The organism is Salisediminibacterium beveridgei (assembly GCF_001721685.1).
Taxonomy (GTDB): domain Bacteria; phylum Bacillota; class Bacilli; order Bacillales; family Salisediminibacteriaceae; genus Salisediminibacterium; species Salisediminibacterium beveridgei.
Genome location: NZ_CP012502.1, coordinates 2,889,867 through 2,914,788, shown reverse-complemented (window position 1 = coordinate 2,914,788; position 24,922 = coordinate 2,889,867). Strand labels below are relative to the sequence as shown.

General features: G+C 45.8%; 23 protein-coding genes and 1 pseudogene. 15 read left to right on the top strand and 9 right to left on the bottom strand.

Annotation, left to right across the window (positions count from 1 at the left end; translation table 11 throughout):
• The first annotated feature begins 1 nt into the window (after nucleotide 1).
• On the top strand, nucleotides 2-610 hold the full coding sequence (locus tag BBEV_RS13690) for a class D sortase (protein WP_069365978.1): 609 nt from the start codon (nucleotides 2-4) through the stop codon (nucleotides 608-610).
• Nucleotides 611-783: 173 nt separating this feature from the next.
• On the opposite strand, the gene BBEV_RS13685 is transcribed toward BBEV_RS13690, so the two are convergent.
• Both BBEV_RS13685 and BBEV_RS13680 read right to left on the bottom strand, forming a co-directional pair.
• Nucleotides 784-1,686: a DNA-binding domain-containing protein gene (locus BBEV_RS13685; protein ID WP_069365977.1), complete on the bottom strand. Its 903-nt coding sequence runs from the start codon at nucleotides 1,684-1,686 to the stop codon at nucleotides 784-786.
• Nucleotide 1,687: 1 nt separating this feature from the next.
• Nucleotides 1,688-2,887: a sensor histidine kinase gene (locus tag BBEV_RS13680; protein ID WP_198155010.1), complete on the bottom strand. Its 1,200-nt coding sequence runs from the start codon at nucleotides 2,885-2,887 to the stop codon at nucleotides 1,688-1,690.
• A 267-nt stretch (nucleotides 2,888-3,154) separates the two neighbouring features.
• On the opposite strand from BBEV_RS13680, the gene BBEV_RS13675 reads away from it, so the two are divergent.
• The 6 genes from BBEV_RS13675 (at nucleotide 3,155) to sdhB (ending at nucleotide 10,125) form a co-directional block, all read left to right on the top strand.
• Complete coding sequence (locus BBEV_RS13675; RefSeq protein ID WP_069365975.1) at nucleotides 3,155-4,117, top strand: asparaginase; 963 nt, start codon at nucleotides 3,155-3,157, stop codon at nucleotides 4,115-4,117.
• A 47-nt stretch (nucleotides 4,118-4,164) separates the two neighbouring features.
• Nucleotides 4,165-5,433 carry an SLC13 family permease gene (locus BBEV_RS13670; protein ID WP_069365974.1) on the top strand — a complete coding sequence of 423 codons (1,269 nt, stop codon included), beginning with the start codon at nucleotides 4,165-4,167 and terminating at the stop codon, nucleotides 5,431-5,433.
• A gap of 104 nt (nucleotides 5,434-5,537) precedes the next feature.
• A complete protein-coding gene (aspA, locus tag BBEV_RS13665; RefSeq protein WP_069365973.1) occupies nucleotides 5,538-6,962 on the top strand; it encodes an aspartate ammonia-lyase in 1,425 nt (474 codons plus the stop codon).
• A 13-nt stretch (nucleotides 6,963-6,975) separates the two neighbouring features.
• Nucleotides 6,976-7,584, top strand: a complete 609-nt coding sequence (locus BBEV_RS13660; protein ID WP_069365972.1) for a succinate dehydrogenase/fumarate reductase transmembrane subunit — start codon at nucleotides 6,976-6,978, stop codon at nucleotides 7,582-7,584.
• A gap of 25 nt (nucleotides 7,585-7,609) precedes the next feature.
• On the top strand, nucleotides 7,610-9,379 hold the full coding sequence (gene sdhA / locus BBEV_RS13655) for a succinate dehydrogenase flavoprotein subunit (RefSeq protein ID WP_069365971.1): 1,770 nt from the start codon (nucleotides 7,610-7,612) through the stop codon (nucleotides 9,377-9,379).
• Nucleotides 9,376-10,125: a succinate dehydrogenase iron-sulfur subunit gene (sdhB, locus tag BBEV_RS13650; protein ID WP_069365970.1), complete on the top strand. Its 750-nt coding sequence runs from the start codon at nucleotides 9,376-9,378 to the stop codon at nucleotides 10,123-10,125. The genes sdhA and sdhB overlap by 4 nt, the downstream gene beginning before the upstream one ends.
• Nucleotides 10,126-10,302: 177 nt before the next feature.
• Here sdhB and BBEV_RS13645 read toward each other — a convergent pair whose 3' ends face one another.
• Nucleotides 10,303-11,235: a DMT family transporter gene (locus BBEV_RS13645; protein WP_069365969.1), complete on the bottom strand. Its 933-nt coding sequence runs from the start codon at nucleotides 11,233-11,235 to the stop codon at nucleotides 10,303-10,305.
• Nucleotides 11,236-11,381: 146 nt separating this feature from the next.
• Here BBEV_RS13645 and BBEV_RS13640 point away from each other — a divergent pair, with 146 nt between their 5' ends.
• The 4 genes from BBEV_RS13640 to BBEV_RS13625 are packed head-to-tail and all read left to right on the top strand — an operon-like array spanning nucleotide 11,382 to nucleotide 14,598.
• Nucleotides 11,382-11,648: a hypothetical protein gene (locus tag BBEV_RS13640; RefSeq protein ID WP_157100997.1), complete on the top strand. Its 267-nt coding sequence runs from the start codon at nucleotides 11,382-11,384 to the stop codon at nucleotides 11,646-11,648.
• A 20-nt stretch (nucleotides 11,649-11,668) separates the two neighbouring features.
• A complete protein-coding gene (locus BBEV_RS13635) occupies nucleotides 11,669-12,835 on the top strand; it encodes a PstS family phosphate ABC transporter substrate-binding protein (RefSeq protein WP_069366759.1) in 1,167 nt (388 codons plus the stop codon).
• 22 nt (nucleotides 12,836-12,857) lie between these two features.
• Entirely contained in the window at nucleotides 12,858-13,922 is a 1,065-nt protein-coding gene (locus BBEV_RS13630; protein ID WP_069365967.1) for a GNAT family N-acetyltransferase, read from the top strand.
• On the top strand, nucleotides 13,915-14,598 hold the full coding sequence (locus tag BBEV_RS13625; RefSeq protein WP_069365966.1) for a uracil-DNA glycosylase: 684 nt from the start codon (nucleotides 13,915-13,917) through the stop codon (nucleotides 14,596-14,598). Before BBEV_RS13630 ends, BBEV_RS13625 begins: the two co-directional genes overlap by 8 nt.
• Before the next feature lies 1 nt (nucleotide 14,599).
• Here the strand turns inward: BBEV_RS13625 and nei are convergent, their stop codons facing one another.
• Nucleotides 14,600-15,421 carry an endonuclease VIII gene (gene nei, locus BBEV_RS13620; protein WP_069365965.1) on the bottom strand — a complete coding sequence of 274 codons (822 nt, stop codon included), beginning with the start codon at nucleotides 15,419-15,421 and terminating at the stop codon, nucleotides 14,600-14,602.
• 66 nt (nucleotides 15,422-15,487) lie between these two features.
• Nucleotides 15,488-16,978, bottom strand: a complete 1,491-nt coding sequence (locus BBEV_RS13615; RefSeq protein ID WP_069365964.1) for an HD-GYP domain-containing protein — start codon at nucleotides 16,976-16,978, stop codon at nucleotides 15,488-15,490.
• Between the two features lie 107 nt (nucleotides 16,979-17,085).
• On the opposite strand from BBEV_RS13615, the pseudogene BBEV_RS17980 reads away from it, so the two are divergent.
• A pseudogene (locus tag BBEV_RS17980) lies at nucleotides 17,086-17,717 on the top strand (class I SAM-dependent methyltransferase).
• Between the two features lie 60 nt (nucleotides 17,718-17,777).
• Here the strand turns inward: BBEV_RS17980 and BBEV_RS13605 are convergent.
• The 4 genes from BBEV_RS13605 to BBEV_RS13590 form a co-directional block, all read right to left on the bottom strand.
• Complete coding sequence (locus BBEV_RS13605; RefSeq protein ID WP_069365963.1) at nucleotides 17,778-17,996, bottom strand: DUF2922 domain-containing protein; 219 nt, start codon at nucleotides 17,994-17,996, stop codon at nucleotides 17,778-17,780.
• A 47-nt stretch (nucleotides 17,997-18,043) separates the two neighbouring features.
• Nucleotides 18,044-18,256, bottom strand: a complete 213-nt coding sequence (locus BBEV_RS13600; protein WP_069365962.1) for a DUF1659 domain-containing protein — start codon at nucleotides 18,254-18,256, stop codon at nucleotides 18,044-18,046.
• Nucleotides 18,257-18,325: 69 nt separating this feature from the next.
• The gene (locus BBEV_RS13595; protein WP_069365961.1) at nucleotides 18,326-19,876 is read right to left on the bottom strand and encodes a bifunctional metallophosphatase/5'-nucleotidase; all 1,551 of its coding nucleotides are present in this window, start codon (nucleotides 19,874-19,876) and stop codon (nucleotides 18,326-18,328) included.
• Complete coding sequence (locus BBEV_RS13590; protein WP_069365960.1) at nucleotides 19,863-20,738, bottom strand: fumarylacetoacetate hydrolase family protein; 876 nt, start codon at nucleotides 20,736-20,738, stop codon at nucleotides 19,863-19,865. Before BBEV_RS13590 ends, BBEV_RS13595 begins: the two co-directional genes overlap by 14 nt.
• Nucleotides 20,739-20,891: 153 nt before the next feature.
• On the opposite strand from BBEV_RS13590, the gene BBEV_RS13585 reads away from it, so the two are divergent.
• The 3 genes from BBEV_RS13585 (at nucleotide 20,892) to BBEV_RS13575 (ending at nucleotide 24,918) form a co-directional block, all read left to right on the top strand.
• The gene (locus tag BBEV_RS13585) at nucleotides 20,892-22,535 is read left to right on the top strand and encodes a PucR family transcriptional regulator (protein ID WP_069365959.1); all 1,644 of its coding nucleotides are present in this window, start codon (nucleotides 20,892-20,894) and stop codon (nucleotides 22,533-22,535) included.
• Between the two features lie 316 nt (nucleotides 22,536-22,851).
• Nucleotides 22,852-24,120: an amidohydrolase family protein gene (locus tag BBEV_RS13580; protein WP_069365958.1), complete on the top strand. Its 1,269-nt coding sequence runs from the start codon at nucleotides 22,852-22,854 to the stop codon at nucleotides 24,118-24,120.
• 24 nt (nucleotides 24,121-24,144) lie between these two features.
• A complete protein-coding gene (locus BBEV_RS13575) occupies nucleotides 24,145-24,918 on the top strand; it encodes an ABC transporter ATP-binding protein (RefSeq protein WP_069365957.1) in 774 nt (257 codons plus the stop codon).
• Nucleotides 24,919-24,922: the final 4 nt, after the last annotated feature.

Here is a 24,922-nt window from a genome sequence, read left to right as displayed (position 1 = left end):
GATGAACGTAAAAGAAGGGTTTGTTATTAAGTTTATTGCCACATTGTTTTTGCTGACAGGCATTGGACTCATCGGTTTCTTTTACGTTTCATATGAATCCGCAACAGGTGGGGTGTTCGCAATCGATGAATCGAATGAACGCTCCCCGGCTCTGCGGGAATTAGATTGGGAACGTGTAGAAACTGGGGATGAAATTGCGTCTTTGCAAATCCCTGCCCTTGAGAAAGAGTACCTGACCTATTGGGGAACGGATGATGATGCGCTTGATCAGGGCGTAGGCATGCATGACAGTCAGTGGACGACAACCCCGGATGAAAAAGGGCATACGCTGCTAAGTGGTCATCGGGATACTGTTTTCCGGGAACTGGGAAACCTTAAAGAAGGAGATGAGATGGTACTGATATATGATGGCATCAAATACACCTATGTCATTAATGATATCTGGATTACGTCCGCTGATGACGAATCCGTCGTGGTCGAAAAGGACTCGGCGACATTGACGCTTTCCACGTGCTATCCCTTTCATCTTCTTGGTGCAGCACCGGATCGTTATATTATTCAGGCAGAATTAATTGATGAGACAAGAATCGCTTTAAAAAATAATGAATAAAGGAAAAGGTTCCAGATGCTGACATAGCTTTCTGGAGCCTTTTTTGAATTTTGTTTAGTTATATTTTAAAATAGTTTAATTTGCGATATAACATGATACCAGATGAGATGTAAATTTTAATTTATAAAGACTATGCTTCTGAACTGCTTTCGAAGAGTCAGAAATCGATTTATCTACTTTTTTTCTGCATTTTTCTCTTTGCATTCATCATAAAGTGTCCAAATAAATCGTTTAACATTAATGCGAGGCTGAAACATTCTCTGATCTCCATTATAACTTGTATTTAGTTCATGTATTCTTTTTTGTATCGAGTCCATTTCAAAAAAACGCATGGCATAGTACTCGAATTTCGGGTGCGTAATATCCATTGCTCCAAGGGAGCAAATGTGGTTAAAAGCTTGTAAAATAGTTCTTCTGATTCGTTGTTCAGTAGACTTGATATTTTTATTTGTCACTTCATAAGAATTGATTATAAGGTAAGATTCCCAAAGGTCTTTTAATGATGCAACAGATGAGATCTCATTTCCCTCTAAAGCATAAAGAATTCCTAAAAGGTCTTCTGCTCCTTTTTCGTAACGGATTCCTAAATCAGATAATATGAGTTCAGCAGTGTTGGTGAACTCAGATTTAACTGAAGTTTCATCTGAAACAATATGATCTTGAGCACCAATCAGGTCCAGAGAATTTTTGATTTGTTTCATGGAACGTTCAAGTTTAAGATTTTTAGACACTTTTTCTAAAACGGATGATACTTCCAACGAGTTCACCGGCTTCGTTATATAAGCTTCTACATGATTTTGATAGGCTTCAGCGATCATTTCTTTCGTCTCTACTTGAGATATCATTACGATTTTCCCATTGAAATCTTTATTTATTCTTTTAATCGTTTCGATTCCATCTTCTTCAGGCATTAACAAATCGATGATTAATATATCGGTGTCGGTTTGAAATAATTGATTAGAGTAGACGTGAATACCGTCATCTGCTTCACCGACTATACGGTCATGTTCACTTTCAATCAGATGTTTTAAAATGCCTCTGACTGCAGGATCGTCGTCAACTATGAAATAATTCATCTTAGACCTCCTTATGATCGTTTACAATTTCTCGAGGAAGAACGACGGAAAACCGGGTTTGAATATGAGGTGTCGATTCTTCAAGTGTGATACTTCCATTAAAACTTTCAAGTGAATGTTTGATGTAGGATAACCCTATACCATTCGAGGGATTTCCCTCTTTATTATATTTTGTTGTGAAACCGGGTGAAAATATTAAAGGTTGATCTTGTTTTTTAATGCCGGGACCGTCGTCAGTAACCTGAAAGTAAATGAATTTTGAGCCTTCTGGATTCTCTATATTCAGATTGATATGGCCGGTTCCATTGATTGATTCTATCGAATTACTGATTAAATTATTAATCACAGACATCGTAAGAAACGAATGGATCATATCTTGTTTATTCAAAACCGAAACAGAAATCGTAATATTTTTTTCTAAATATGAAGCGTATGCTTCGTTCGATTTAATTAAAATTTCTAATAACTGACATACATTAAGCTGTTCCGTTTTTTTCTGGTCTTTAATGATTTGTTCCAGGGAAGCAAAAATTCTTTGATGATCTTTTTTGAAGTCATGAACCTCCCCGGCCATTTCCAATATTTTTTTTGATAAGGGTAAAGAGACATCGTTCTTTATTTCTTTCGATAAATAATAGAGGTTTGATGTTATTTTTTCGGATCTTGCAATTGATTGTTTGAGCTGGATGCTTTCAGCATATAAGTCCGATATTAATAAAAACATGTGATCACTTTGTTTTTTCTCTTCTTCGTATTTTGCTTGTTCTTTGTTGTAAAGTATCAGCATAAAGAAGCCCATAACGAAGAAGTTTCGAAGAATAGCAAGGAGTAGAATTGTTGACATCAGAGAAAAAGACGGGTCAATCAGTGCATATGAATTTCTCACAGCTAACTCGGAAAAGGAGGATGCTGTATCCAGGATAACCGCATAAATGCCAATGAAACCTGGTTTACTGTAAAACCGTTCAAGATAAAACAGCCAAAACAAAATGCCATATATGACAAAGAATACAACGACAGGGAAATGTAATAAAATAGACTCATGTAAAGAATTTTGATCGATAACAGATAACGTTGTCCGGAAACTGAAAACTGCGAATCCAACTAGAATGCCTGAAAAAACAGGCTTCAAAAAATTGAAATAGAGCAGAAACAATAAAAACACCGGGACGCTTAATGTGATAAAGAATGAAGATTCCATTTCGACGAGATGAAACAAATCTGACACAATGATTAAGCAAATCATAACGATATACACGAATACAACATTGAAATTCCTGTAATTCAATCAAATCACCACAGTCATACAAGTATGTTTATACTATTAATCTTATCAGTGAAATACTGAGCAATATTAATGGGTTGTGTCGAAAATATGACAAATACAATAAGTTGTGTAGAACATTGTAGAAATTTGAAGGTTGTCGCTTACATTATATATATCAAGAGATGCGAGGGGAGGATGCAGATGAAAAAGGTAGCATTAATCACAACGGGTGGCACAATAGCCAGTAGAGAAAATGAGGAAGGGAGGTTAGTGTCAGGTGCTTTAGCAAGTGAAGACTACTGTGATCTAGATGAGTTACCAGCTGGGATCGAAGTCATTATATTTCCTTTAATCAATAAACCGAGTATGCACGTTTCATTGAACGATCTGAACCAGATAGCCGGGAAAATTATCGATTTATTCGATGAAGGTTTTCACGGGGCAGTTGTAACACACGGAACGGACTCGCTGGAAGAATCGGCTTATTATCTGGACTTGATAATTAAACGGAAAAATCCTGTTGTTGTTACTGGTTCACAGCGCTCTTCGGCGGCTTCAGGAAGTGATGCGGATACGAATCTGATCCAATCAATTTGTGCAGCAGCCTCTGAAAAATTAAACGATATTGGCACTGTAGTGGTTTTTAACGAAAGGATATTTTCTGCGAAGTACGTGAAAAAAGAACATGCTTATAATCTTCAGGGATTCGAATCTTTCGGATATGGCCATTTAGGTACGATCGATGGACAAAAAGTAATACTGTATCAGAAACCTGCAGAAAGGCAAGTTTATCCAGCTACACTCAAAAAAATTCCCAAAGTAGAAATTATTAAATGTTATTTAGATGCAGACGGCGCGTTCATTGATACCTGTATCAATAATCAAGTCGAAGGAATCGTCTTAGAAGGTAATGGAAGGGGGCAAATTGCGCCTGAACAAATGAACGCGGTACTCAGAGGCATCGAACAGGGTATAACATTCGTCTTAACAACTTCGAGTGAGCAAGGGCGAGTTGATGTCACATATGACTATTATGCAAGTGCGCATCATCTTTTTAAAAATGGAGTGATCTTGGGAAGTGATATGAATTCCAAAAAAGCGAGGTTGAAATTAATTGCATTACTGCGATCGAATACCGATGTTCGTGAAGGATTTGAAGAATAGTTTTTATCTAATCTTGTGAAATTATTCACTAAAGGAGATGTTTTATTATGATGTTAATTGCTCAAATCATTATGCTGATCACCCTGATACTGATGATAACAGGGAAAACACCTTTATACATGACGGCAATTATTGGTTCGACACTGGCAGCAATCAGTGCAGGTTTTCCGTTATCGGGTGATGCGGAAATTACAGTACTCAGTCTTGTTAATGACAGTTTACACCCGGTTATTGCAGATATGGCAGGCGTTCTCTTATTTATCGGTGTTATGGAGAAAACAGGTTTTCTTAATGCAATCATCAGAAAAATCATTCTGATCGGAAGTAAAATTGGAGGAGGACCTGGTATTGCAGGTGCAGGAAGTACCGCAGCAGGTGTCATTGGTGGGTTAACAGGCTTTACTCAGCCGGCAATTACAGCAGTAATTACTGGACCAGCTGCAATCAAGTTAGGCGTCAATCCAAATAAAGTGGCCGGAATTCAGGCTCACGCCGGGCACTTAGGGAATTTTGGCGGTTTTACACACCCGACTTTGCTTGCTGTGATTGCAACTGCAGGTATAACTTTTGGCTGGATTAACTTAATCGGTGCTTTTGTAGCAATGTCAATCATCGGAATAAGCTATCTCCGCTTAAAGCGGGAAGAGAAAAGTAACGAAGTGAAACTGACTGAACAGGAAGTAAACAGCATTTTAAAAGACCTTCAAGATATAGACAATGAGCGAAGTTTCACCTTAGCGATTATTCCATTTATTGTTTTAGTGATTGGTTTTTCTGTTGGTTACCCAGTATTTATCGTTGGTGTTGCAGCATCAATTCTGGTTGCTATTTTTGCGAAAATTTCATTGAAAAAAGCTGAAGAAATGATGCTTGATGGTGTAAAAAGGGTAGCGGTTCCATTAATTGCAACGTTGGGTTTTCTATTCATGTCATCAGTCATTCAGAATGTTGGTATTGTCGATATCATGGCAAATTGGTTTGACCCGCTGTTGGCTTATTCACCAGTGTTGGTCATGTTGGCTGTGTCGGCATTGGCAGGACTTGTTACTCAATCGAATGCTGCGTCGGCAGCGATTGTCATTCCGTTTTTAACAATCGTTCTTCAATACGATGTTTCGCCATTAGCTGCAGCGGCAGCCGGAGCGGGTGGTTGTGCAATCATGCAGTATTACTTGACAGGTGGGCCGGTTGCAGCATTGGCGACAACTATTCCTGTTGTTCCGAACTCGGAACTCAAGTTGGCGAATAAATTTCAAAGACCATCGATACTTGGTGGGTTGGCTGTATTGTTCTTCGTAGTGTTGTTTATTAATTAAAAAGCAAAGAGGGACATTGTCCGAGCACACATGTGGATAACGCTAATAAAACCACATGTTGTGCTTTTATTATGAAATCAATCAGGAATTGGAGTGAGGTTCTGATGCTAGACGATAAAACCCATCGCATTGAAAAAGATTTCCTGGGCGAGATGAAGATAAATAATGAAAATTACTTTGGTATCCAAACATTGCGGGCCGTTGAAAATTTCCCGATTACCGGACAGTACATTGATGAAGAACTAATTCGTGGTATGGGTCTGGTGAAAATAGCAGCAGCAAGAGCGAATAAAAAAGTAGGACAGCTTAATCCGAAGCTTGCTGCAGTGATAGAACAGGCGGCTCTTGAAGTAGTGGACGGTAAATGGAATGACCAGTTTATTGTTGATCCAATTCAAGGAGGCGCTGGGACATCTGTAAATATGAATGCCAATGAAGTGATAGCTAACAGGGCACTGGAGATTCTTGGTGAAGAAAAGGGAAATTACATGGTACTAAGTGGAAATTCGCATGTGAACATGTCTCAATCTACCAACGATGCCTTCCCTACGGCATTTAAATTGGCGTTGCTAAATCGCTTGAACCAGCTCTTGCCGGCAATGGAATCATTGCATCATTCGTTTTCTGAAAAAGCATCTGAATTCGAACACTGTCTGAAAATGGGTCGTACCCACTTGCAAGATGCTGTACCGATTCGTCTCGGTCAGGAATTCAGCGCATATGCAGCGGTCCTTTATCGAAATATAGAAGCAGTTCGCCAAGTCAGGGAATCGTTATATGAAACGAATATGGGAGCCACTGCAGTAGGAACAGGTCTTAATGCAGACCCTGACTATATTCGATTTGTCATAAATGAATTGGCGGAAATTACAGGGTTTCCTGTGACAACTTCACCGAACCTGGTTGATGGAACACAAAATACAGATGTATATGTGACTGTCTCGGGTACGCTGAAAACAGTGATGTCAAGTCTATCCAAGATCGCTAATGATTTACGTTTGATGGCATCAGGACCACGGACCGGCTTGAACGAAATTCTTTTGCCGCCGAGACAGCCGGGCTCTTCTATTATGCCGGGTAAAGTTAATCCTGTCATGGCTGAAGTAGTCAATCAGGTGGCATTTAAGGTTATCGGAAACGATGTCACTGTTACACTCGCATCTGAAGCCGGACAGTTTGAACTAAACGTTATGGAACCAGTACTCGTATCAAGTCTTCTTGATTCCATTCGCATGATGACCAACGTAATTGATGTTTTTGATCGACATTGCATCCGGGGAATTCAGGCGCATACAGAAAGGATGGAACAATACGTCAATCAAAGTGTAGGTGTGATTACAGCAATCAACCCCCATATTGGCTATGAAACGGCTTCTTCAATTGCGAAAGAAGCCATCTCAACAGGGCGACCGGTAAGAGAGATTTGCCTTGAGCGTGGTGTGCTTTCCGAAGATGATTTGAGCGTCATCCTGGACCCTTATGAAATGACAAAACCAGGAATTTCAGGAAAAGCATTAACGGAAATTTGAAGGAGTGATCATCATGAAAAATGACCGAACGTTTTTCTGGAGAAAATTGCATTCATTATCAGGGCTGGTCCCTATCGGCGTATTTCTTTTCGTTCATTTTGGAATCAATTATGCTGCGTTTTATGGAGAAGAGGCATACAACACGGCAGCTGAAATGATGGGGAATCTGCCGTTTCGCTATGTGATGGAGATATTCATCATTTTCATTCCACTTTTGTTTCACGGCATTTATGGAATTGTCATTGCAAGGGAAGCGAAGAACAATATCAGCGCTTACAAATTCGAAAAAAATGTGTATTTCTATTTTCAACGCTTTTCAGGTGTAGCCGTATTTTTATTCTTGATCTGGCATGTTGGAACAACGAGAATTCCGGCTGCATTCGGTGCCGATGTGAACTTCGATATGGTAGCGAACCTGGTTGCTAATCCTGTGTATCTGGCTTTTTATATTATCGGAATTCTCATGACCACCTATCATTTCAGTAATGGTTTCAGAACCATGCTGATTACATGGGGGATCACAGTGAATCAAAAGAGCCAATATTTTGGTAAAGTGATTGGTATTTTACTCTTTGTTGTTCTTTCATTTATTGGATTGACGGCTATATTCGCATTTGTATAAAGGATAATGCAGGAGGCAGATACGTATGAATAGACAAAAAATTGCAGTTGTCGGTGGTGGACTGGCCGGTTTGATGGCTACACTGAAAATTGTTGAGATGGGTATGGATGTGGATCTTATTTCCATCGTTAAAGTCAAACGTTCACACTCTGTTTGTGCGCAAGGTGGGATTAACGGCGCATGTAATATGAAGGGGGAAGATGATTCACCGTGGGAACACTTCGATGATACCCTTTACGGCGGAGATTTCCTGGCCAACCAGGTTCAGGTATGGGGGATGTGTCAGAAAGCGCCCGAAATTATTTATCTCTTTGATCGTATGGGCGTTATGTTTAACAGGACGCCGGAAGGGCGGTTGGATTTTCGGCGATTTGGTGGAACCCAGCATAGAAGAACTGCATTTGCAGGCGCGACAACCGGTCAACAACTTTTGTATGCATTGGATGAACAGGTCCGTAAGTATGAGGCAGAAGGCAGGGTGCGTAAATTTGAAGGCTGGGATTTTGTCTCAGCGATCCTGGATGATGCCGGAGTCTGTCGGGGTGTTACAGCGCAAGAGATGATATCCATGGAGATCCATTCATTTAAAGCAGATGCGGTGATTATAGCATCAGGCGGTCCAGGTATGATTTTCGGGAGGTCCACAAATTCCCTGATTAATACAGGAGCTGCCGCAGGGAAACTGTACCGGCAAGGTGCCATCTATGCAAACGGAGAATTTATTCAAATTCACCCGACAGCTATTCCAGGAGATGATAAACTGCGCCTGATGAGTGAATCTGCACGAGGAGAGGGAGCAAGGGTCTGGACATATAAAGACGGGAACCCGTGGTATTTTCTAGAGGAGAAATATCCTGCGTATGGCAATCTGGTCCCTCGCGATATAGCGACGAGAGAAATTTTTGATGTATGTGTCAATCAAAAGCTCGGTATCGATGGTGAAAATAAAGTATATCTGGATGTCTCCCATATCGAAACAGAGAAGCTGAATAACCGTCTCGGTGGCATTTTGGAGATTTATGAAAAATTCATGGGTGACGACCCAAGAAAGCTGCCGATGAAAATCTTCCCCGGCGTTCATTATTCCATGGGAGGATTATGGGTGGATGAACGTCAGGAGACGAATATTCCGGGATTGTTTGCAGCCGGTGAGTGCGACTATTCGCAGCACGGGGCTAACCGTTTGGGGGCGAATTCATTGTTGTCCGCCGTTTATGGCGGAATGGTCGCAGGCCCAAAAGCTGTTGAATATGCACGGAACAGTATGAAAGCAACAGATGGTGTAGACGAAAAAATATTTACAAATCAGGTGACTGCGGATCAAGATGAAATCACAGCCATTCTCAAAATGAATGGATCTGAGAACCCATACAGCCTTCACCACGAAATGGGTGAGCTGATGACGGAGAACGTTACTGTTGTCAGGGATAATAATCATCTTATTTCAACCGATCAAAAGCTATCCGAAATGATGGAACGCTACGAGCAATTAAATGTTCAGGATACAGTCAAATATCATAATCACGCTGTGTCCTTCATAAGAGGGTTAAGAGGTATGATGGACCTGGCAAAAGTAATTACACAGGGAGCTTATCGAAGAAATGAAAGCCGCGGAGCTCATTATAAGCCTGAGTTCCCAGAACGAAACGATGAAGATTGGCTGAAAACAACAATGGCCTCATTCGACTCATTCCATCGTGAACCGGTATTCAATTATAAAGAAGTGGATACCTCAATGATTGAACCTCGAAAGCGGGATTACACCCAGAGTAAAAAGGCAGGTGTAAAAGCATGAGTAACCAAACCGTTCAACTGAAAATCACTCGGCAGGATGGACCATCATCTGAATCGTATGTTGAGGAATTTCAAATACCTTGGCGACCAAGTATGAATATTATTTCTGCACTGATGGAAGTCAGACGAAACCCTGTAAACATAAAGGGCGAGGAAACGACACCTGTTCAGTGGGAGTCCGTCTGTCTTGAGGAGGTGTGTGGAGCCTGCTCCATGCTCGTGAATGGAAAACCCCGCCAGGCCTGCTCTACGCTGATTGATACGTTGGCACAACCCATTACCTTGGCTCCTCTGGAGACGTTCCCGTGTGAGCGTGATCTGATGGTCAACCGGCAAAAAATGTTTGATGCTCTGCTGAAAGTCAAAGCATGGATTGAAATCGATGGAACGTATGATATGGGTGAAGGGCCGAGGATAGCCGAAAAAGAGAGGCGATGGGCTTACGAGCTCAGTAAATGTATGACGTGCGGCTTATGCTTTGAAGCGTGTCCGAATGTTAATGAGAAATCTTCTTTTGTTGGTCCGGCACCACTTGCGCAAGTGCGCCTTCATAATACACACCCGACTGGTAAGATGCAAGCTGGTGAACGCCTTGATCAAATTATGGATGAAGGTGGTTTGACTTCTTGCGGAAATGCCGCAAACTGTGCGGAAGTATGTCCGAAGGAGATTCCATTAACACACGCCATTGCAGATCTGAATAAATCGACGACACTCTATTCTTTCAGACGCTTTTTTCAATCATAGTAGTATTTTAAGCCATTGCAGGAGTTTGAATCCTGCAATGGCTTTTCAGTCATTATGATCGATCAGCTCATGCCTGAAGAGCTGCCATGTCAAGGGCACCTGATGTTTTCCTGCACAGGATACTCAGAAATGCTGCATGGTGCTGCCCTGAAAAGACAGTTGGAAGAACTGCAATTATTATTGCCAACTGATCTCCATATCCGGGTACGCTTTTTTGACACGGCGCCGGAATGAAATGACCGTCAGGCTGATGGAAAAGATGATCAGGATGACCCCAAGCCCTTGCCAGATGGACAGGGCTTCACTTAGAACAAGGACACTGATCAATACAGAGACGACCAGTTCCACAGACGAAAGGATGACAGCTTTACTGGATTCCACATAATAAAGGCCGATCGTGAAGAGAATGTAGCCCATGATCGTCGAGACGATGGACAGACCTAACACAGGTAACCAGAATGCTGGAATCATAAAGGCATGACCGTGTTCGTATAACCCGCTTGTTGGGAGTGAAACAGCCGTGCCACCGACAAGGGCATAGAAAGTGGTGGTGAATGGATGATATTTCCCTGCCAAGGTCTTGCCGATGAGGCTGTAGGATGCACAGAACAATCCGGATAACAGGCCGATCAGGATGGTGAAAATGCCGATTTTAGCCTCCCCGCCAGGAATCAGGCCGATGGAAAGCGCACAGCCCACGATCGTCAACAAAATGGCAATGCCTTTTCTGAACGTGAGTGATTCCCCAAACAGCACGCGTGCAATCAGTGATGCAAAAATCGGTGAGGTATAGATAAAGACCACGGCAATGGCGATGGTGGCCCTTTCCATTACAATAAAATAGAACAGGTTGAAAAAAGCGATACTGACAATGCCGAGAAGAAACAGGTGAGGCAGATCCTTCAGCTGAACCTTCAATTTTGCCGGATGGAAGATGCCAAGGAGCCCGAGTAAGATCAGGCTTGAAGCGGTCAACCGAAGGGTCACGACCTGCCAGGGTGTTAAACCGTATGAATATAACTCCTGAACAAACATACCGGTCATTCCCCAGCAGGCAGCGCCAAGGATGACGAACAGGTAGGCCCAAGGCTGGCTTAAGGATAGATTCATGAAAATGCCCTCCTTTCAAGCGTAAAGAGCGTAGATCAAATGTAGAGGATGAAAGACAAAAAAGCAATACGTTTATTGAAATTAATGGAAATACTTTTTCGCAATAATAATGCACGATTGGCGATGATATGGAACTTCTCTTCCTGATGGGACGTACACAGACTAAGGAAGTCAGAAACCGGGAGGGATTCACTGTGACATTGCTGATTCTATTGGGTGTTTTTGCCATGGCGTTGTTTTTCATGTTTAAATATACGATGATCGGAAGTGGGATTCTCGGTAGCGGGTTGGCTCGGTATAACGGTTTTAGAGGGAATCAGCAAGGAATCACGGTGACGTGCAGTTCCTGCGGTACAAAGGTGCGAATGAGTGAAACCGTCGCCTATTGCGACCGGTGCAGGAAGTACATTTGAAAAATGGGAAGGGTGTTTCCATGCAGTGGTTAAAAGCAGCAGGCGTATTGGTGGGTGTTTTACTCATTGGCTTTTTCACGATGGCATTCAGTTTTTTTGTATTCATGTATCAGGGACCGGGTTTTCAGGTGGGTCTGGCAGTATCGGGAGGCGTGATCCTGTCGGGTCTCTTGATCTATCATGCATTTACGAAGGCAAAAGGACGAAGGCGGGTGATCGTAACTGCGGCCGTGGTGGGCGTTTTCGCCATCGTTCTGATCAGTCATCTCGTCTATGAGAATATTCAGGCGGACAGGATCATCGCCGAGCGCGGTGTGGATCTGGCGGACTATGAGCCGCACGCGGGCTCCAATGGCTTAGCACGACTTGATGGGAATGCCACGTTTACATATGATGAAGCGGACGAACTGCCGGAACTCGACGGCGCAACGGCGCTGTATCCCGTATATGCGGCCTTTGTTGAAGCGGTCTATCCGGAAGGGGACTATCCTCCTTTCTTAGCCGATGAAAGCCAGGTGGTTTCGACCAAAACAGGGGACGCATACAGCCGGTTGTTTCAAGGACAGACAGACATGATTTTTGCTGCGGGTCCATCGGACAGGCAGGTGGCTGAAGCAGAACGGCTGGACGTGGACCTGGTAAAGATCCCGATTGGTCAGGAAGCTTTCGTGTTTTTTGTCCATGAAGATCACCCGGTGGAGGCACTGACCATCGAAGAAATTCAGGACATTTACGCAGGTGAGATCACCAACTGGTCTGACGTGGGCGGTGATGATGAGCCGATCCGGGCTTTCCAGCGGCCGGAGGACAGCGGCAGTCAAACGGCGTTGGAGAACCTGATGGAAGATCGTACCCTGATGAGTCCGCCTGAAGAAGATGTCCCTGGCGGCATGGGGCAGATTATTTCGGAGACTGCGAGATACGAAAATGCACTGGGCGCCATCGGGTTCTCGTTTCGGTATTTTTCCTCGGAACTGGTGGAAGAGCGGGGGATTAAGCATGTGGCTGTGAACGGCGTTTATCCTGACGAAGAAGGGATCCGCTCCGGAGAGTATCCCATTGCCTCCAATTTCTACGTGGTAACCACGGAAGACAAATACGATGAACTGCGGCCGTTCATTGACTGGATTCTTTCGGAAGAAGGACAGCAGCTGATCGAAGACTCGGGCTATGTCGGGGTGCAGTGAAAAAAGAATGGAGGAATGACAGATGACAATCCAATTAAAAAGGTTTCACCAAAATGATATTCCGCAGCTTCTGTCCTGGATAGATTCCGCAGCGTTTTGCATGCAGTGGGGCGGGCCATCCTTTCAATGGCCGCTGACAAAAGAGCAGCTGCAGACCTACATAAAAGAGAATGACGGCGAAGAGCCCGAGCGGCTGATCTTTAAAGCAGTGGACGGTGAAACCGGGGAGACCGTGGGCCATATTTCTCTTGGGAAACTGGATCGGGGGAACAAAACGGGGCGGATCGGTAAAGTGCTCGTTGGCAATCCCGATCACCGGGGCAAAGGGATTGCCGGTCAGATGGTCACAGCCATCTGCCGGATCGGCTTTGAAGAACTGTCGCTTGAGCGGATCAGTCTGGGTGTTTTCGATTTCAATGCGGCTGCCGTCAGGGCCTATGAGCGGGTGGGCTTTCGCCAGGAAGGACTGATGCGCAGTTTTCGTCAGGTGGGCCAGGAGCGCTGGAATCTGATCGAGATGGCGATGCTGAAAGAGGACTGGATGGCCAAACACCTGACCCATCAATGGGAAGGGTTCAAACCATTCGTCGGTGCTTCCATCCGGTCGATTCTCGGTGAACGGCTGATCTTTCAGCGGGATTGGGGAACACCGGATCAGGATGTGATCCTCACCGGAGATCCGGTACTTCATTGGGCGCGTGATCGTGCGGATCACGCTATCGAGAGAGAAGGATTCCTCCGGATGAACTGGTATGAACATGAATCCGGTGAGGATGAACTTCAGGTTCAGTTTCAGGACACCCCTGATCCGCTGCCATACGTCACGGATATCGAGTCTCCGAACAGGATCATTCATTTAGTCTCCGAATACAGTTTTGGGGACGGGGAGATTGAACAAATCACAGGCTACGGATTTTTGGAAGGGGATCAGGGTTATCTATGCACACTGATCTTTAAAATCCCGAACGGTTATGTCACAATTGAATCGTTTCCGGGTGTGATGGAAATCCGAATCGGTAAACAAAAGCCCGAAAGATCGTTATTTGATGTGCTGCTTTTTGAATGGGGGCGTGGTGCCGATGAATAAGGAACGAATCCTGTCAAACGACTGGAAAGACGTGATTGGGGAGGAACTGACGAAACCGTACTATCTGAAGCTGCGGGAATTCTTAAAAAAGGAGTATGCAACGGACGCTGTTTATCCGGAGATGCATGACATCTTTAATGCGTTGCATCATACACCGTATGCGAACGTGAAGGTGGTGATCCTCGGACAGGATCCGTATTTCAACGCAGGTCAGGCTCACGGGTTAAGTTTTTCCGTGAAGCCGGGTGTCGCGGTCCCGCCGTCTCTTCGGAACATGTATAAGGAATTACAAGAGGATATCGGCTGTCCGGTTCCGGATCACGGGCATCTGACGAAATGGGCGGAAGAAGGCGTCCTGTTATTGAATGCCGTCCTCACGGTCAGGGGCGGGGAAGCCAATTCCCATCAGGGCAAGGGCTGGGAAACCTTCACAAACCGGGTCATTGAGGCAGTTAATGAGAAAGAGGACCCCGTCGTCTTTCTCTTATGGGGGGCTTCTGCGAAGAAGAAAATGGCGATGATCAATACGAAGAAGCATCTTGCTCTGACGAGTCCGCACCCGAGTCCATTGTCCGCTTACCGGGGTTTCTTTGGGAGCCGGCCTTTTTCACAGGCCAATGCTTTTCTGAAAGAAGCTGGCCGCGGACCGGTGGACTGGTGTTTACCGAATCTTTGACTCAATTCGGCTGACAGCGGGGACAGACATACAGCCGGCGGCTCGCCACATTGATTTTTTCGATGGGCCCACCGCACTGATAGCAAGGCTCCATATGACGATCGAAGGCAAAATGACGGTACTGGCTGCGGGGTTCACCTGCGGCCTTTTTTCTGGTGACAATTTCCGGGTCCAGTGTAATGCCCTTCGTCCGGTAGGCGCGTTCCATAAGCTGAATCACGGCTTTCGCCAGATCCTGCCGCTTTTCGGCAGTCAGGTCGCAAGGGCGTTTCGACGGGTGGATACCGGTGACGAAAAGGATCTCTGTTCTCAGGTAGTTACCGATCCCGGCAACGAATGCCTGATCCAGAAGGAGCCCACCCAGGTTACGTCTGAAGAAGCGTTTATCTTCCATATGGAACTGCAGGTCATTTGCTGTGACGTCCTCACTGAGGATATCCGGCCCGACTTTTTTGACAAACGGGTGCATCGGTACATCTTCGGTCTTTAATACCTGAATATCTGACGCACTGTACAACAGGGCGGATTTATCTTCGGTATGAAGAGCGAGCCTCAGCTGCCGGTTCGTCTTCGGATAGGTGAAACTGTCCGTGACGTACCATTTACCGTAAAGCTGGTTGTGGGAATAGATGGTAAAGCCGTTATCGAAATGGGTCAACAGCGCCTTGCCTTTCGTCTGAATGGCACTGACGGCTTGTCCGGTAAACCATTCATCATACCCTTTCAATTCAGGGAGCCCGAAGCTCACTTCCAATAACGGCTTCATGATGACGGCTTTTTCAACTTGGTCTGCAGCAATGCGAATTTCCGGTCCTTCTGGCACAGGTGATCACGTCCTTTCTTTTTTGTATCATAACGGAAACTGCGCCGGACGTCATGTGAAAGAGCTTTATCCATTGAGGGAGCTTTTTTGATCCCGGGTTTTCCCAAATCGTTCTTCGTAAAAATCAAGAAACTGATCGACGTAGGCTGCATCCCACTGTGTTCCCCGGCCATTAATCAGAATATCCCTCGCTTTGGCATAGGGCATGGCGTCACGATAAGGACGGTTGGAGGTCATCGCATCAAAGGCATCCGCCACGGCGATGATGCGGCCGAATTCAGGAATTGCACTCCCGGAAAGACCGTCGGGATAGCCGTTTCCGTCGAACCGTTCATGATGGTGTCTGACGCCGTCAAGAAGGGGAACCAGATGCTCAGGAAGGTTCACTTTTTCCAAAATCATGGCGCCAATCACCGGGTGCTTTTTGATGGTAGCGAATTCTTCATCTGTCAGTCGGCCGTCTTTTAACAGCACCGCATCGGGGATACCGATCTTGCCGATATCATGCAGGAGAGCAGATTTTCGGAGCAGATCGAGGTGATCTCCGGTTAATCCGGCTCTGATGGCGATTTGGGTGGAGTAGTCAGCGACCCGGCTGGTATGACCTGCGGTATAGGAGTCCCGTGCGTCAAGGGTCGCTGCAAATACGGTGAAAAAACTCTCGAGGAGCCGCTCATTTTCGGCATCCCTCGCTTTGATCCCCTGCACCATCGCATTAAAACCATCGGTGAGCGTGGCGAACTCGTCGGAGTAATAATTCTCCATTTCCTCGAACTGTCCCTGCTGGACCTGTTCGAGATTGTGCCGAAGCTCCACAATCGGCTGCTCCATGTTCCGGTATAATACAATCGCTCCGGCAATACTGAGGAACAGGATGACGAAAATGATCAGTGAGGCCCAGTTCCAATAAGCGGCAGTCCCAGTGGCTGTTTCCCGGATCTGACCGGCAAGAAGGAAGAGAGCAATGGGAAACAGGGCAATTAAGAGCATACTGAGTAACAGCTTCCACTTCATGGACATCAGTGCCGCGCCATCGAGCTTCAGTTTGGTCGCACTCGCCTGCATAATCGGTCCAATTAATGGTTGAATGGCCCGTGATGTCAGAAAATACTCGATCATCGCATGCAAGGCAGCAATTAACAGTGCACCCATCCAGGCATACCCAACGTACACATAGGGCAGTGACAAATGCTCCGTGTAGATGGCTGTCAGAGCGAGTCCTGTAGCTGGTATGGACAAGCCGAATAAATGGGGGCCAAGGATTCGCCTCACGGTTAATAAAGGAAACGAATGGGCTCTTATAAATGCCTCCTGAGGTCGCTCGCCGGCAAAGAAAAATTGCTTCAAGGGACGGATGTCTCGTAAATACATCCATAATTCCAGACTGATCATCACGCTTCCTGAAATAACCATGATTCCGAGAAGAACCAGCACTTCAGACCCTGAAAGGGTTAATGTGTGAAAAATAAAAACGCTTCCTACACCAAATACAGCAATCATGGAGCCGCTGATGTAGTTTATCAGCATGCGTTTATGAAACTGTTTAAGTAGTGACATCCTGATATCCCCCTGTCTGTCGATTTGCTGTTGAAATTATAGCATACCGCTTCCATCATGTGTGTTTTGAATGAGAGTCTGCAGGGGATAGACTCACATGACACTTGATGACCAGGAGGATAGGAAGAATGGATCCAAAAACGACAGAGCGCATCAAAAAACGCTACAATCGCAATGCGATAATCTACGACAAGGTTGACCGGATGATGAGTGCAAAGGAGCGGAAAAAACTGCTTCAAAAAGTAGCGGGTGACGTACTCGAAGTAGGGATAGGGACGGGGATGAACCTCCCTTATTATCCTGCTGGTGTGAGAATTACGGGGATCGATTTCAGTGAGCGGATGCTGCAAAAAGCACTGGAGCGTGTGAAACGCTTGGTCTCCGTGAGCGCGTCACTCTGCTCGAGATGAATGCAGAAGCAATGACATTCGATTCGGATACGTTCGATGCCATTGTTACGAGCTGTGTATTCTGTTCGGTTCCGGATCCGGTGAAAGGTCTCAAGGAGATGAAACGGGTTTTGAAACCGGGCGGGAGAATTCTGATGCTCGAACATATGCGCAGTGAACAGCCGGTTATCGGCGGTTTGATGGACGTGGTGAATCCGCTGGTCGTGAGACTCTGGGGGGCTAACATTAACCGGAGAACGATGGACAATATCGAAAAAGCAGGGCTCTCAGTGACAGAGGAGTACCGCGTGATGGGGACCATCATGCGCCGCCTCGTGCTCACGAAGTGAGTGAACCGAAAAACCACCTGAGCTTAAAAAGGGCTCAGGTGGTTTTTGTTATTACTCAGGTCAGATCAGTTCAATGTCTTCGACGTGCCGTTCAACCAGCCGGGCGCTGCGCTTTTCAAGCGGAGCTCCTGTTGACGTGAAGAAGACCTCTTCTTCAATGATCGTATCCATGACAAGCGATACCTGTTCAGCATTTGCCGGTTCCACCGGGTGATCAATGTTCAGGGTCATGGAACCACCCTCTGCGGTTCTGAAGCCAAGCTGCAATTGTTTTGTCATGTGTTCGTCCTCCTTTTCGTTATCGGGCAGTTTTCAGGTGATGCTGATTACTGATTCAACTGGTACGTGTTGCTGCGGTTCAGTTCGATCAACGGTCGGGTCTGCAGCTGGGCGATCGCCTCTGCGACGACCGTCAGCGCTTCATTGGATGAAGCGGTTTTCACATTGTTGAAATGCCTCACACTGGTGATTTCCTCTCCGAACTCATCTTCTCCATCTGCAAACGTTAACGATAACCGCGAATTCATCATGTCAGCCATCGTCATCACCTCCCTTTCGCCGATTAAGTACCCGGGAGGGTGACAGAGGAGGGGGAGAATGAATGGATTTTATGAGGAGATTCGCCAATTATGTCGAACGGCAGTCGGGAACGTTTCCCAGCCGCCCCAAATTCGGATCAGAAGGTCCGGTATCAGTTCAGTATATGACTGAACAATCTGGTCGGAATGAAGCATACTGTAGCCTCCTGCGCCACTTGCCCGGTAGCTGGTGGTTGCAACCCGGATTCGTTCATGGTCATCAATCGGAAATCCCTGATAACGGACATCCGTAACCCTGAAGCCGGGTGACATCGAGACATCGAAATCGTAATCGATGCCATCCCACATCTCATAATGAAAGGATTGGGATGCCCATGCCGGACTGATTCGAATGCCGGTTGATGTATGTTCAAAGAGCGTGGCCCCATGTTCCAAAGCCATTTTAATGTTCAATCCGGATAGCGACAGGATGACAACCTGGTTTGGGAAAGGATAAAGGGTGTGAATCATTTCTTCAGTCAGGCGCTCTTTAATGGAAAATGGGGCATTATACAGAAACGGTGTGGTGGTGACGTCGACACCTGTGAACTCCTGAAGTGCCTGGTGTATACCCTGAATCAGCGGATGTTTTGTGAGCCAGACGTCTTGCAAAGGATCCTTGACTTCGAGAGGCTCTGATAAAGGTACAACAGCAGCGGATAAGGATTGCTGATAGACAGACAGGAGCTTATCATGATCTCTGATCGTTTCAGGATGAGGCGTCACTGATTCAACAGGGATCAGCCCTGGAGTGAAACGGATATTTTCTGAAGAATTTACAGGCTTCTCAATCTCCAGTTTGCCCAGAAAACGGCCCTGATATCCGGGTTGGAGTATTACCTGGCCTGATGGCAGTGTTTCATTCATGACGAGGTGCTGATGGCCAGCGAGGAGCACATTCACTTCTGGAAAAGCATGAAGAATCGCCAATCCCTGGTTCTCGCACGGCAACGCATTATAGGGTTCACCAGACTGAGGATGTTTTTCAACACCGCCGTGATAAGCGACGATAATCAGATCAGGTTCATGTTGATTGACTTCCGGCATAATGGCCTGCAAGGACTCAACTGGATCCGTTACCAAAAGGCCGTTCTGTGCTTTTTGAGTGGCGGTGCTGGTCAGAACCGTGGAAGTGAGTCCGATGATGGCCAAAGTGATGTCAGAACATGAACGGATGGCATAGCCCGGACCGAAAGCGGAGTCACCTGCAGATGAAGACAGGATATTCGCGGTGATAAAACGCATGGGCGCATCACGGATGATTTGTTCAAGTCCTTCCCGACCATAATCCAGATCGTGATTGCCGATGACGGCGAAGTCGAAATCACATGGCCCCATCAGCTTCAGTAAGGGATGAGTGTGTTCGGGAGTTCGGTAACCTAGGTGAGCCAGAGGGGTGCCTTGCAGGAGATCCCCATTATCAATGAGCAGTACATGTTCATGCTTCGACCGGATGTCCTCAATGGCGGTCCGGATACGGGCAAGTCCTCCAGGATTGCCGGAGGCCAGATCCCCATCGGCGATGGCTCCGTGCAGATCGCTTGTATAGAGAATAATGACTTTTTTTTCAGCGGGCAGCATGTTCTGACTCCTGGACAACTATCTTGGTCAATGTTCTGAGCCCATCCACTTCAGCGGTGAGGGTATCCCCGTCACGGATTCTGACCGGTCCTGGTGTTCCTGTCAGAATCACATCACCAGGATACAAGGTTGTTTCTTTGGAGAAATAATGGACAATCTCTTCGAAGTTCATCAGCATCCGCTCTGTTGTATTTTCACTGATGATCCTGTTGTTCAGTTTTGTTTGAATGGTGCGATTTACCGGCGAAAAACTGTGTGCAGTCTGCAATGTTGTTCCAAGAGCACAAAACGTATCGAAGCTTTTCGCTCTGGCCAGAAAGCGGGGATTTTCCCTGTGAATGGCTGCTTCGGTCATGTCCAGTGCAGTTGTATACCCGGCAATGAAACTCATTGCATCAGTCAGTGACACGTTTTTGCACTTCTTACCGATGATGAGGGCGATTTCCCCTTCGCCATTTGTTTCCTGACTGTGAGCAGGTATGGCTATGGATTGATTCACAGAACAGATTGTATTCCAAGGCTTGACAAAGCTTACCGGGTGATCAGGAATCTCTTTTGGCATTGAATCATCTTCAGGTTGATAATTGAAGCCGATGCCCCAGATTCCTCTCGGTGATTGAAAGAGATCTGCCGGGTTCACAAACTCGAAGGGTATTGACGGAATACTCTCCCAGATGCCGGAGGGAGTGTTTTCATACCAGTCGGACAATAAATCAATTACCCGATTTTCAATGATGTCCTGTATGACCAATGGCCAGCCCGTTTCACAGAACCGGTTAATGCTGTTAATGGTATACACCTGATTCTCCCGGATTATTGCTGCCATCGGCTGATTGTCTTTTTCGATCATGGTTAGTTCCATTTATATGTCCTCCTTTTGCTGCTGTTGTTTCCATTTTGGACCGAATTGCCAAAGAAATCGTTTTTTCTGTGAGATTTACTGACGGAAATCTTCAAGATAAGCTGATTTTCATTTAATGTAAAAGGAAAGACTGAATATCCGGAGGTGGAACAGATGCAGCTGAGAGCGCTATTAAACGAGCCGGTGCTTAAGAATGCCGTTGTCGTTGCAGGAGCGGAAGGAACTTTGAATCAGGTGACGTCTGTGAATATGATGGACGCACCGGACATCATCGATTATGTCAAGAAAAATCAGTTACTGTTGACAACGGGCTATAATATTCAGCACCGTCCGGAGATTCTGTCTGATATCGTCAGTAAAATGGCTGAAAGGGGCTGCGCAGGTCTGGCTCTTAAAACGCACCGTTTTCTGAAAACCATCCCTCCTTCGGTGCTTGAAAAAGCCGAGCAATTAAAGTTTCCCATTATTGAACTGCCGATGGAGCCTTCTCTTGGGGAAATTGTGAATGAAGTGCTGAAGGTGATTCTTCAGGAAAGTACGGATCAGCTGACAGAAGCGATGGAGATTCACAGAAAATTTACGGATCTGATTATTTCGGGGAAAGGACTCTTTGAGGTGGTGGATCAACTGGCCAAGCGGATCAATGCGCCCGTGATGCTTTTGGATTACCGCTTGAATCTGTTGGAGACGTCCAGGAAGTTTGATGAACAATTTTATTATGATCTTGCTTACCAGATCAGTGACACCATTCGAGATGAAGATCCGGACAACGGGGCTGAACAGAAATTGGCTATCCGCTATCCCCATGACGACCATGAACATACAGCTTCTTTCTATCCTGTGCAGATGAACCTGTATCAGAAAGGGTATCTGATTTTGATGATGGATATGGCAGATGCAGGCGATTCCGAAAAGCTTGCGGTGGAACAGGCCATGAATGTCATCTCCTTTGAACTCATGAAACTGCATGCTGTCGAACAACAGTCGAGGTTGCAGAAGAATGAATTTCTGACGGAGTTCGCTGAAGGGCATTACACATCAGAAAAAGATATTGCCAGACGTGGAGAGAGCTACGGACTTCGGCTTGACCGGACTTATGTCTGCGCAGTCTGCCGGCTTGATGATGAGGAGGATCTCTACCATGGTCTTGGTCCTGCTCCGGAGTCTGAACGCAGGCTGTATAAAGATTCCATTTATGAACAGCTGCAGATGTGGATGGGCTATTACTTCGATGATGTGGTCTTTTTTTCCAAAGGGGATATTTATATCACGCTGATCCCGAGACCGGAGCCGGAGATGGAGGACTGGCTTTTAAAAGGACTCAAAACTATTCAGAAGGAAATGGAAGAATTTCTGTATTTGTCGATCTCTTTCGGTGTGGGGAATCCGGCCACTGCACTGCTCCAAATACCGGACTCTTACACAGAGGCACTCGAAGCATTGACATCCGGATACCGTATGGGCAAAAAAGGTTTCGTGAAATGGACAGATACGCGCGGCGTGATGGAACTCCTTCGAACCGTGTCACCGAAAAAGCTGCGGGAATTTTATCAGTCCACTTTGAGGTCTTTGGCTGAGTCAAAAAAGAAAGAAGATGAAGATCTGATAGAGACGTTGACCATTTACATTGAGAACAATGGACAGATTGCCGATACCGCAAAAGCATTATTTGTTCACCGGAATACGGTGATTTACAGATTGAAAAAATGTGAGGAAAAATTACATGTGGATTTGAAGAATGCCGAGGATATTCACAAATTAAGGACAGCACTCCTCGTAAGGCAAATGATTGATTGATTTACAAATGAAACAACAGGAAGAAGATCTGACAAGAGAAGTTGTCAGATCTTCTTCCTTCTTTTTATGGAGGGATGAAAGCGTTTAAAGGGGTGAGTAAACAGGTATGAACATAAAACTGTCAATCCTCAGACACGAACAAATTAACAGACTTTTCTGAAAAACATCCGGATTTTTTCAGAGTCAGCGGCTAAAATGCGGGATGAATTTTAGCCAGTGAACACAATGACGTGCAAGGCACAAGGCGGTAAGATGTGGTCAATACATCGAAGCAGTGCTTATTGTTACTGTTCTGATCAGCCATTGGAGGTGCACGATGAGACCGATCTTGATTAAATCTGTAAAGATGCCTGGAGAAGATGACCCTGTTGATATCCGGTTACACCATGGACTGATCGCAGAGATCGCTCCTGAAATCCACTGTTCTGAAGCAGAACGGATCGATGGGAGCGGATTGACGGTAATGCCTCCTTTTGCGGAAGCGCACATTCATTTGGATACAGCGTTTTGTGCTGATGAAATGGAGAATCAGTCCGGTACCCTGGATGAGGGCATTGCGATCTGGCAAAAGCTGAGGCCGAGGTTGACAGAATCCCTCGTTCAGGAAAAGGCCGAGCGGGTGCTGGGCAAAATGCTTACGGAAGGTGTCCAGAGCTTTCGGGTGATGGTGGATGTCTCCGGTGGCCAACTCACAGCGATGCGTGCACTGGTTCAAATGAGAGAAGCGGGCAGAGAGCTCTTTGACCTTCAATTGATTGCCTTTCCGCAAAACGGGATTTGTTCAGGAGATGATGGCATAAGACATATGAAAGAGGCGCTGGAAATTGGCGCTGATGGCATAAGCGCTGTGCCTCATTTGGAGGAAACGAGAAAGAAAGGTTCTGACTCCATAAAACAGTGTTTTGATCTGGCTGTATCAGAAGATGCAACAGTTCATATCTTTGCAGATGAAACGGACGAGTCGGATTCGAGATTTACCGAACAAGTCGCAAAAGTTGCTCAAAGATATGGATGGGAGAACCGGACGGCTGTGAGTCATGCCAATGCGATGGAATATGCGAGTGAAACGGATATGGTGAAGTTGCTGGAGGCACTGATTTCCTCGGGCATTCATCTTGTGACCTGCCCGACAGTCAACAGCGTCATGAATGGGCGAACCCGGACTTCACCGAAAGGAAGGGGCATCATGCGGGTGAAAGAATTAATGAAGGCAAACATTCCTGTTGCCTGTGCCCATGATGACTATCGAAGTCCTTTCTACCCTTTGGGAACGGGATCGCTTTTAAAATCCGCGAATCTTCTGGTTCACCTCGGGCAGCTGACGGCGAAGGAAGAACTTCAGAAAGTCATGGCAATGATCGGGCCTGTTCCGAGAAAGCTGATGGGTCTTTCCGAGACATCCATCGCTGAGGGAGAGCACGCCAATCTGATTTTACTGGAAGGTGAAGCGCCGGAAGAATGGATCGGTCATGCACAGGCACCGCGCTATGTGTTCCGGAGAGGTCGAATCCTCTCTTATACACCGCAGGTGACGTCCGAACTGAAGATGACCGTCCCAAAGACGGCTGACATCATAGAAATCTAAACTGACCATAGAGGTGATGAAAAAATGACAGTGGCAACGAAAAAAGAAGTCCTCGTAAAGATGAATCGACTTGGGAAAGTATATCCAAATGGTACCGTCGCTGTCCGTAATGTGAACATGGACATTCCGGAAGGTGAATTCATCTGCTTCGTTGGCCCTTCAGGCTGCGGGAAATCGACAGTATTCAAGATGATTACCGGACTGGAAGAGGCAACAGAGGGGGAAATTGAGATTTTCGGAAAATCCCCGGCAAATGCACGCAAAGAAAATGAAGTGGCCTTTGTTTTTCAGGATCACACCTTGCTTCCCTGGCGTAAGGTCAAGGATAATGTGGCCCTTCCTCTTGAACTGAAAGGCGTCAGCAAAGAGAAGCGGTATGAGGAAGTGGATCGTGTTCTAGAACTGGTCGGCTTGGCACATACCAAGGATATGCTGCAACGTGAATTATCCGGTGGTATGAAGATGCGGGTATCCATAGCCCGTGCGCTTGTCACACGGCCGAAACTCCTGTTGATGGATGAACCGTTCGGCGCATTGGATGAAATCACGAGGCAGTCACTGCAACAGGAGCTTCTTAAAATTTGGCAGCAGGATCCGAAAATGACGGTGCTGTTCATTACACACAATGTATTCGAAGCGGTTTACTTGTCCTCAAAACTGGCGGTCATGACCCCGGGACCCGGAAAGGTGTCTTCCATTCTGGATATTGATGCAGGGTACCCAAGAGGCGATCAGTTTCGTTCCAGTCAGGAATTCGGTCAGCTGGTCGGCAAGGTTTCAGGTATTTTAAACCATTAATTAT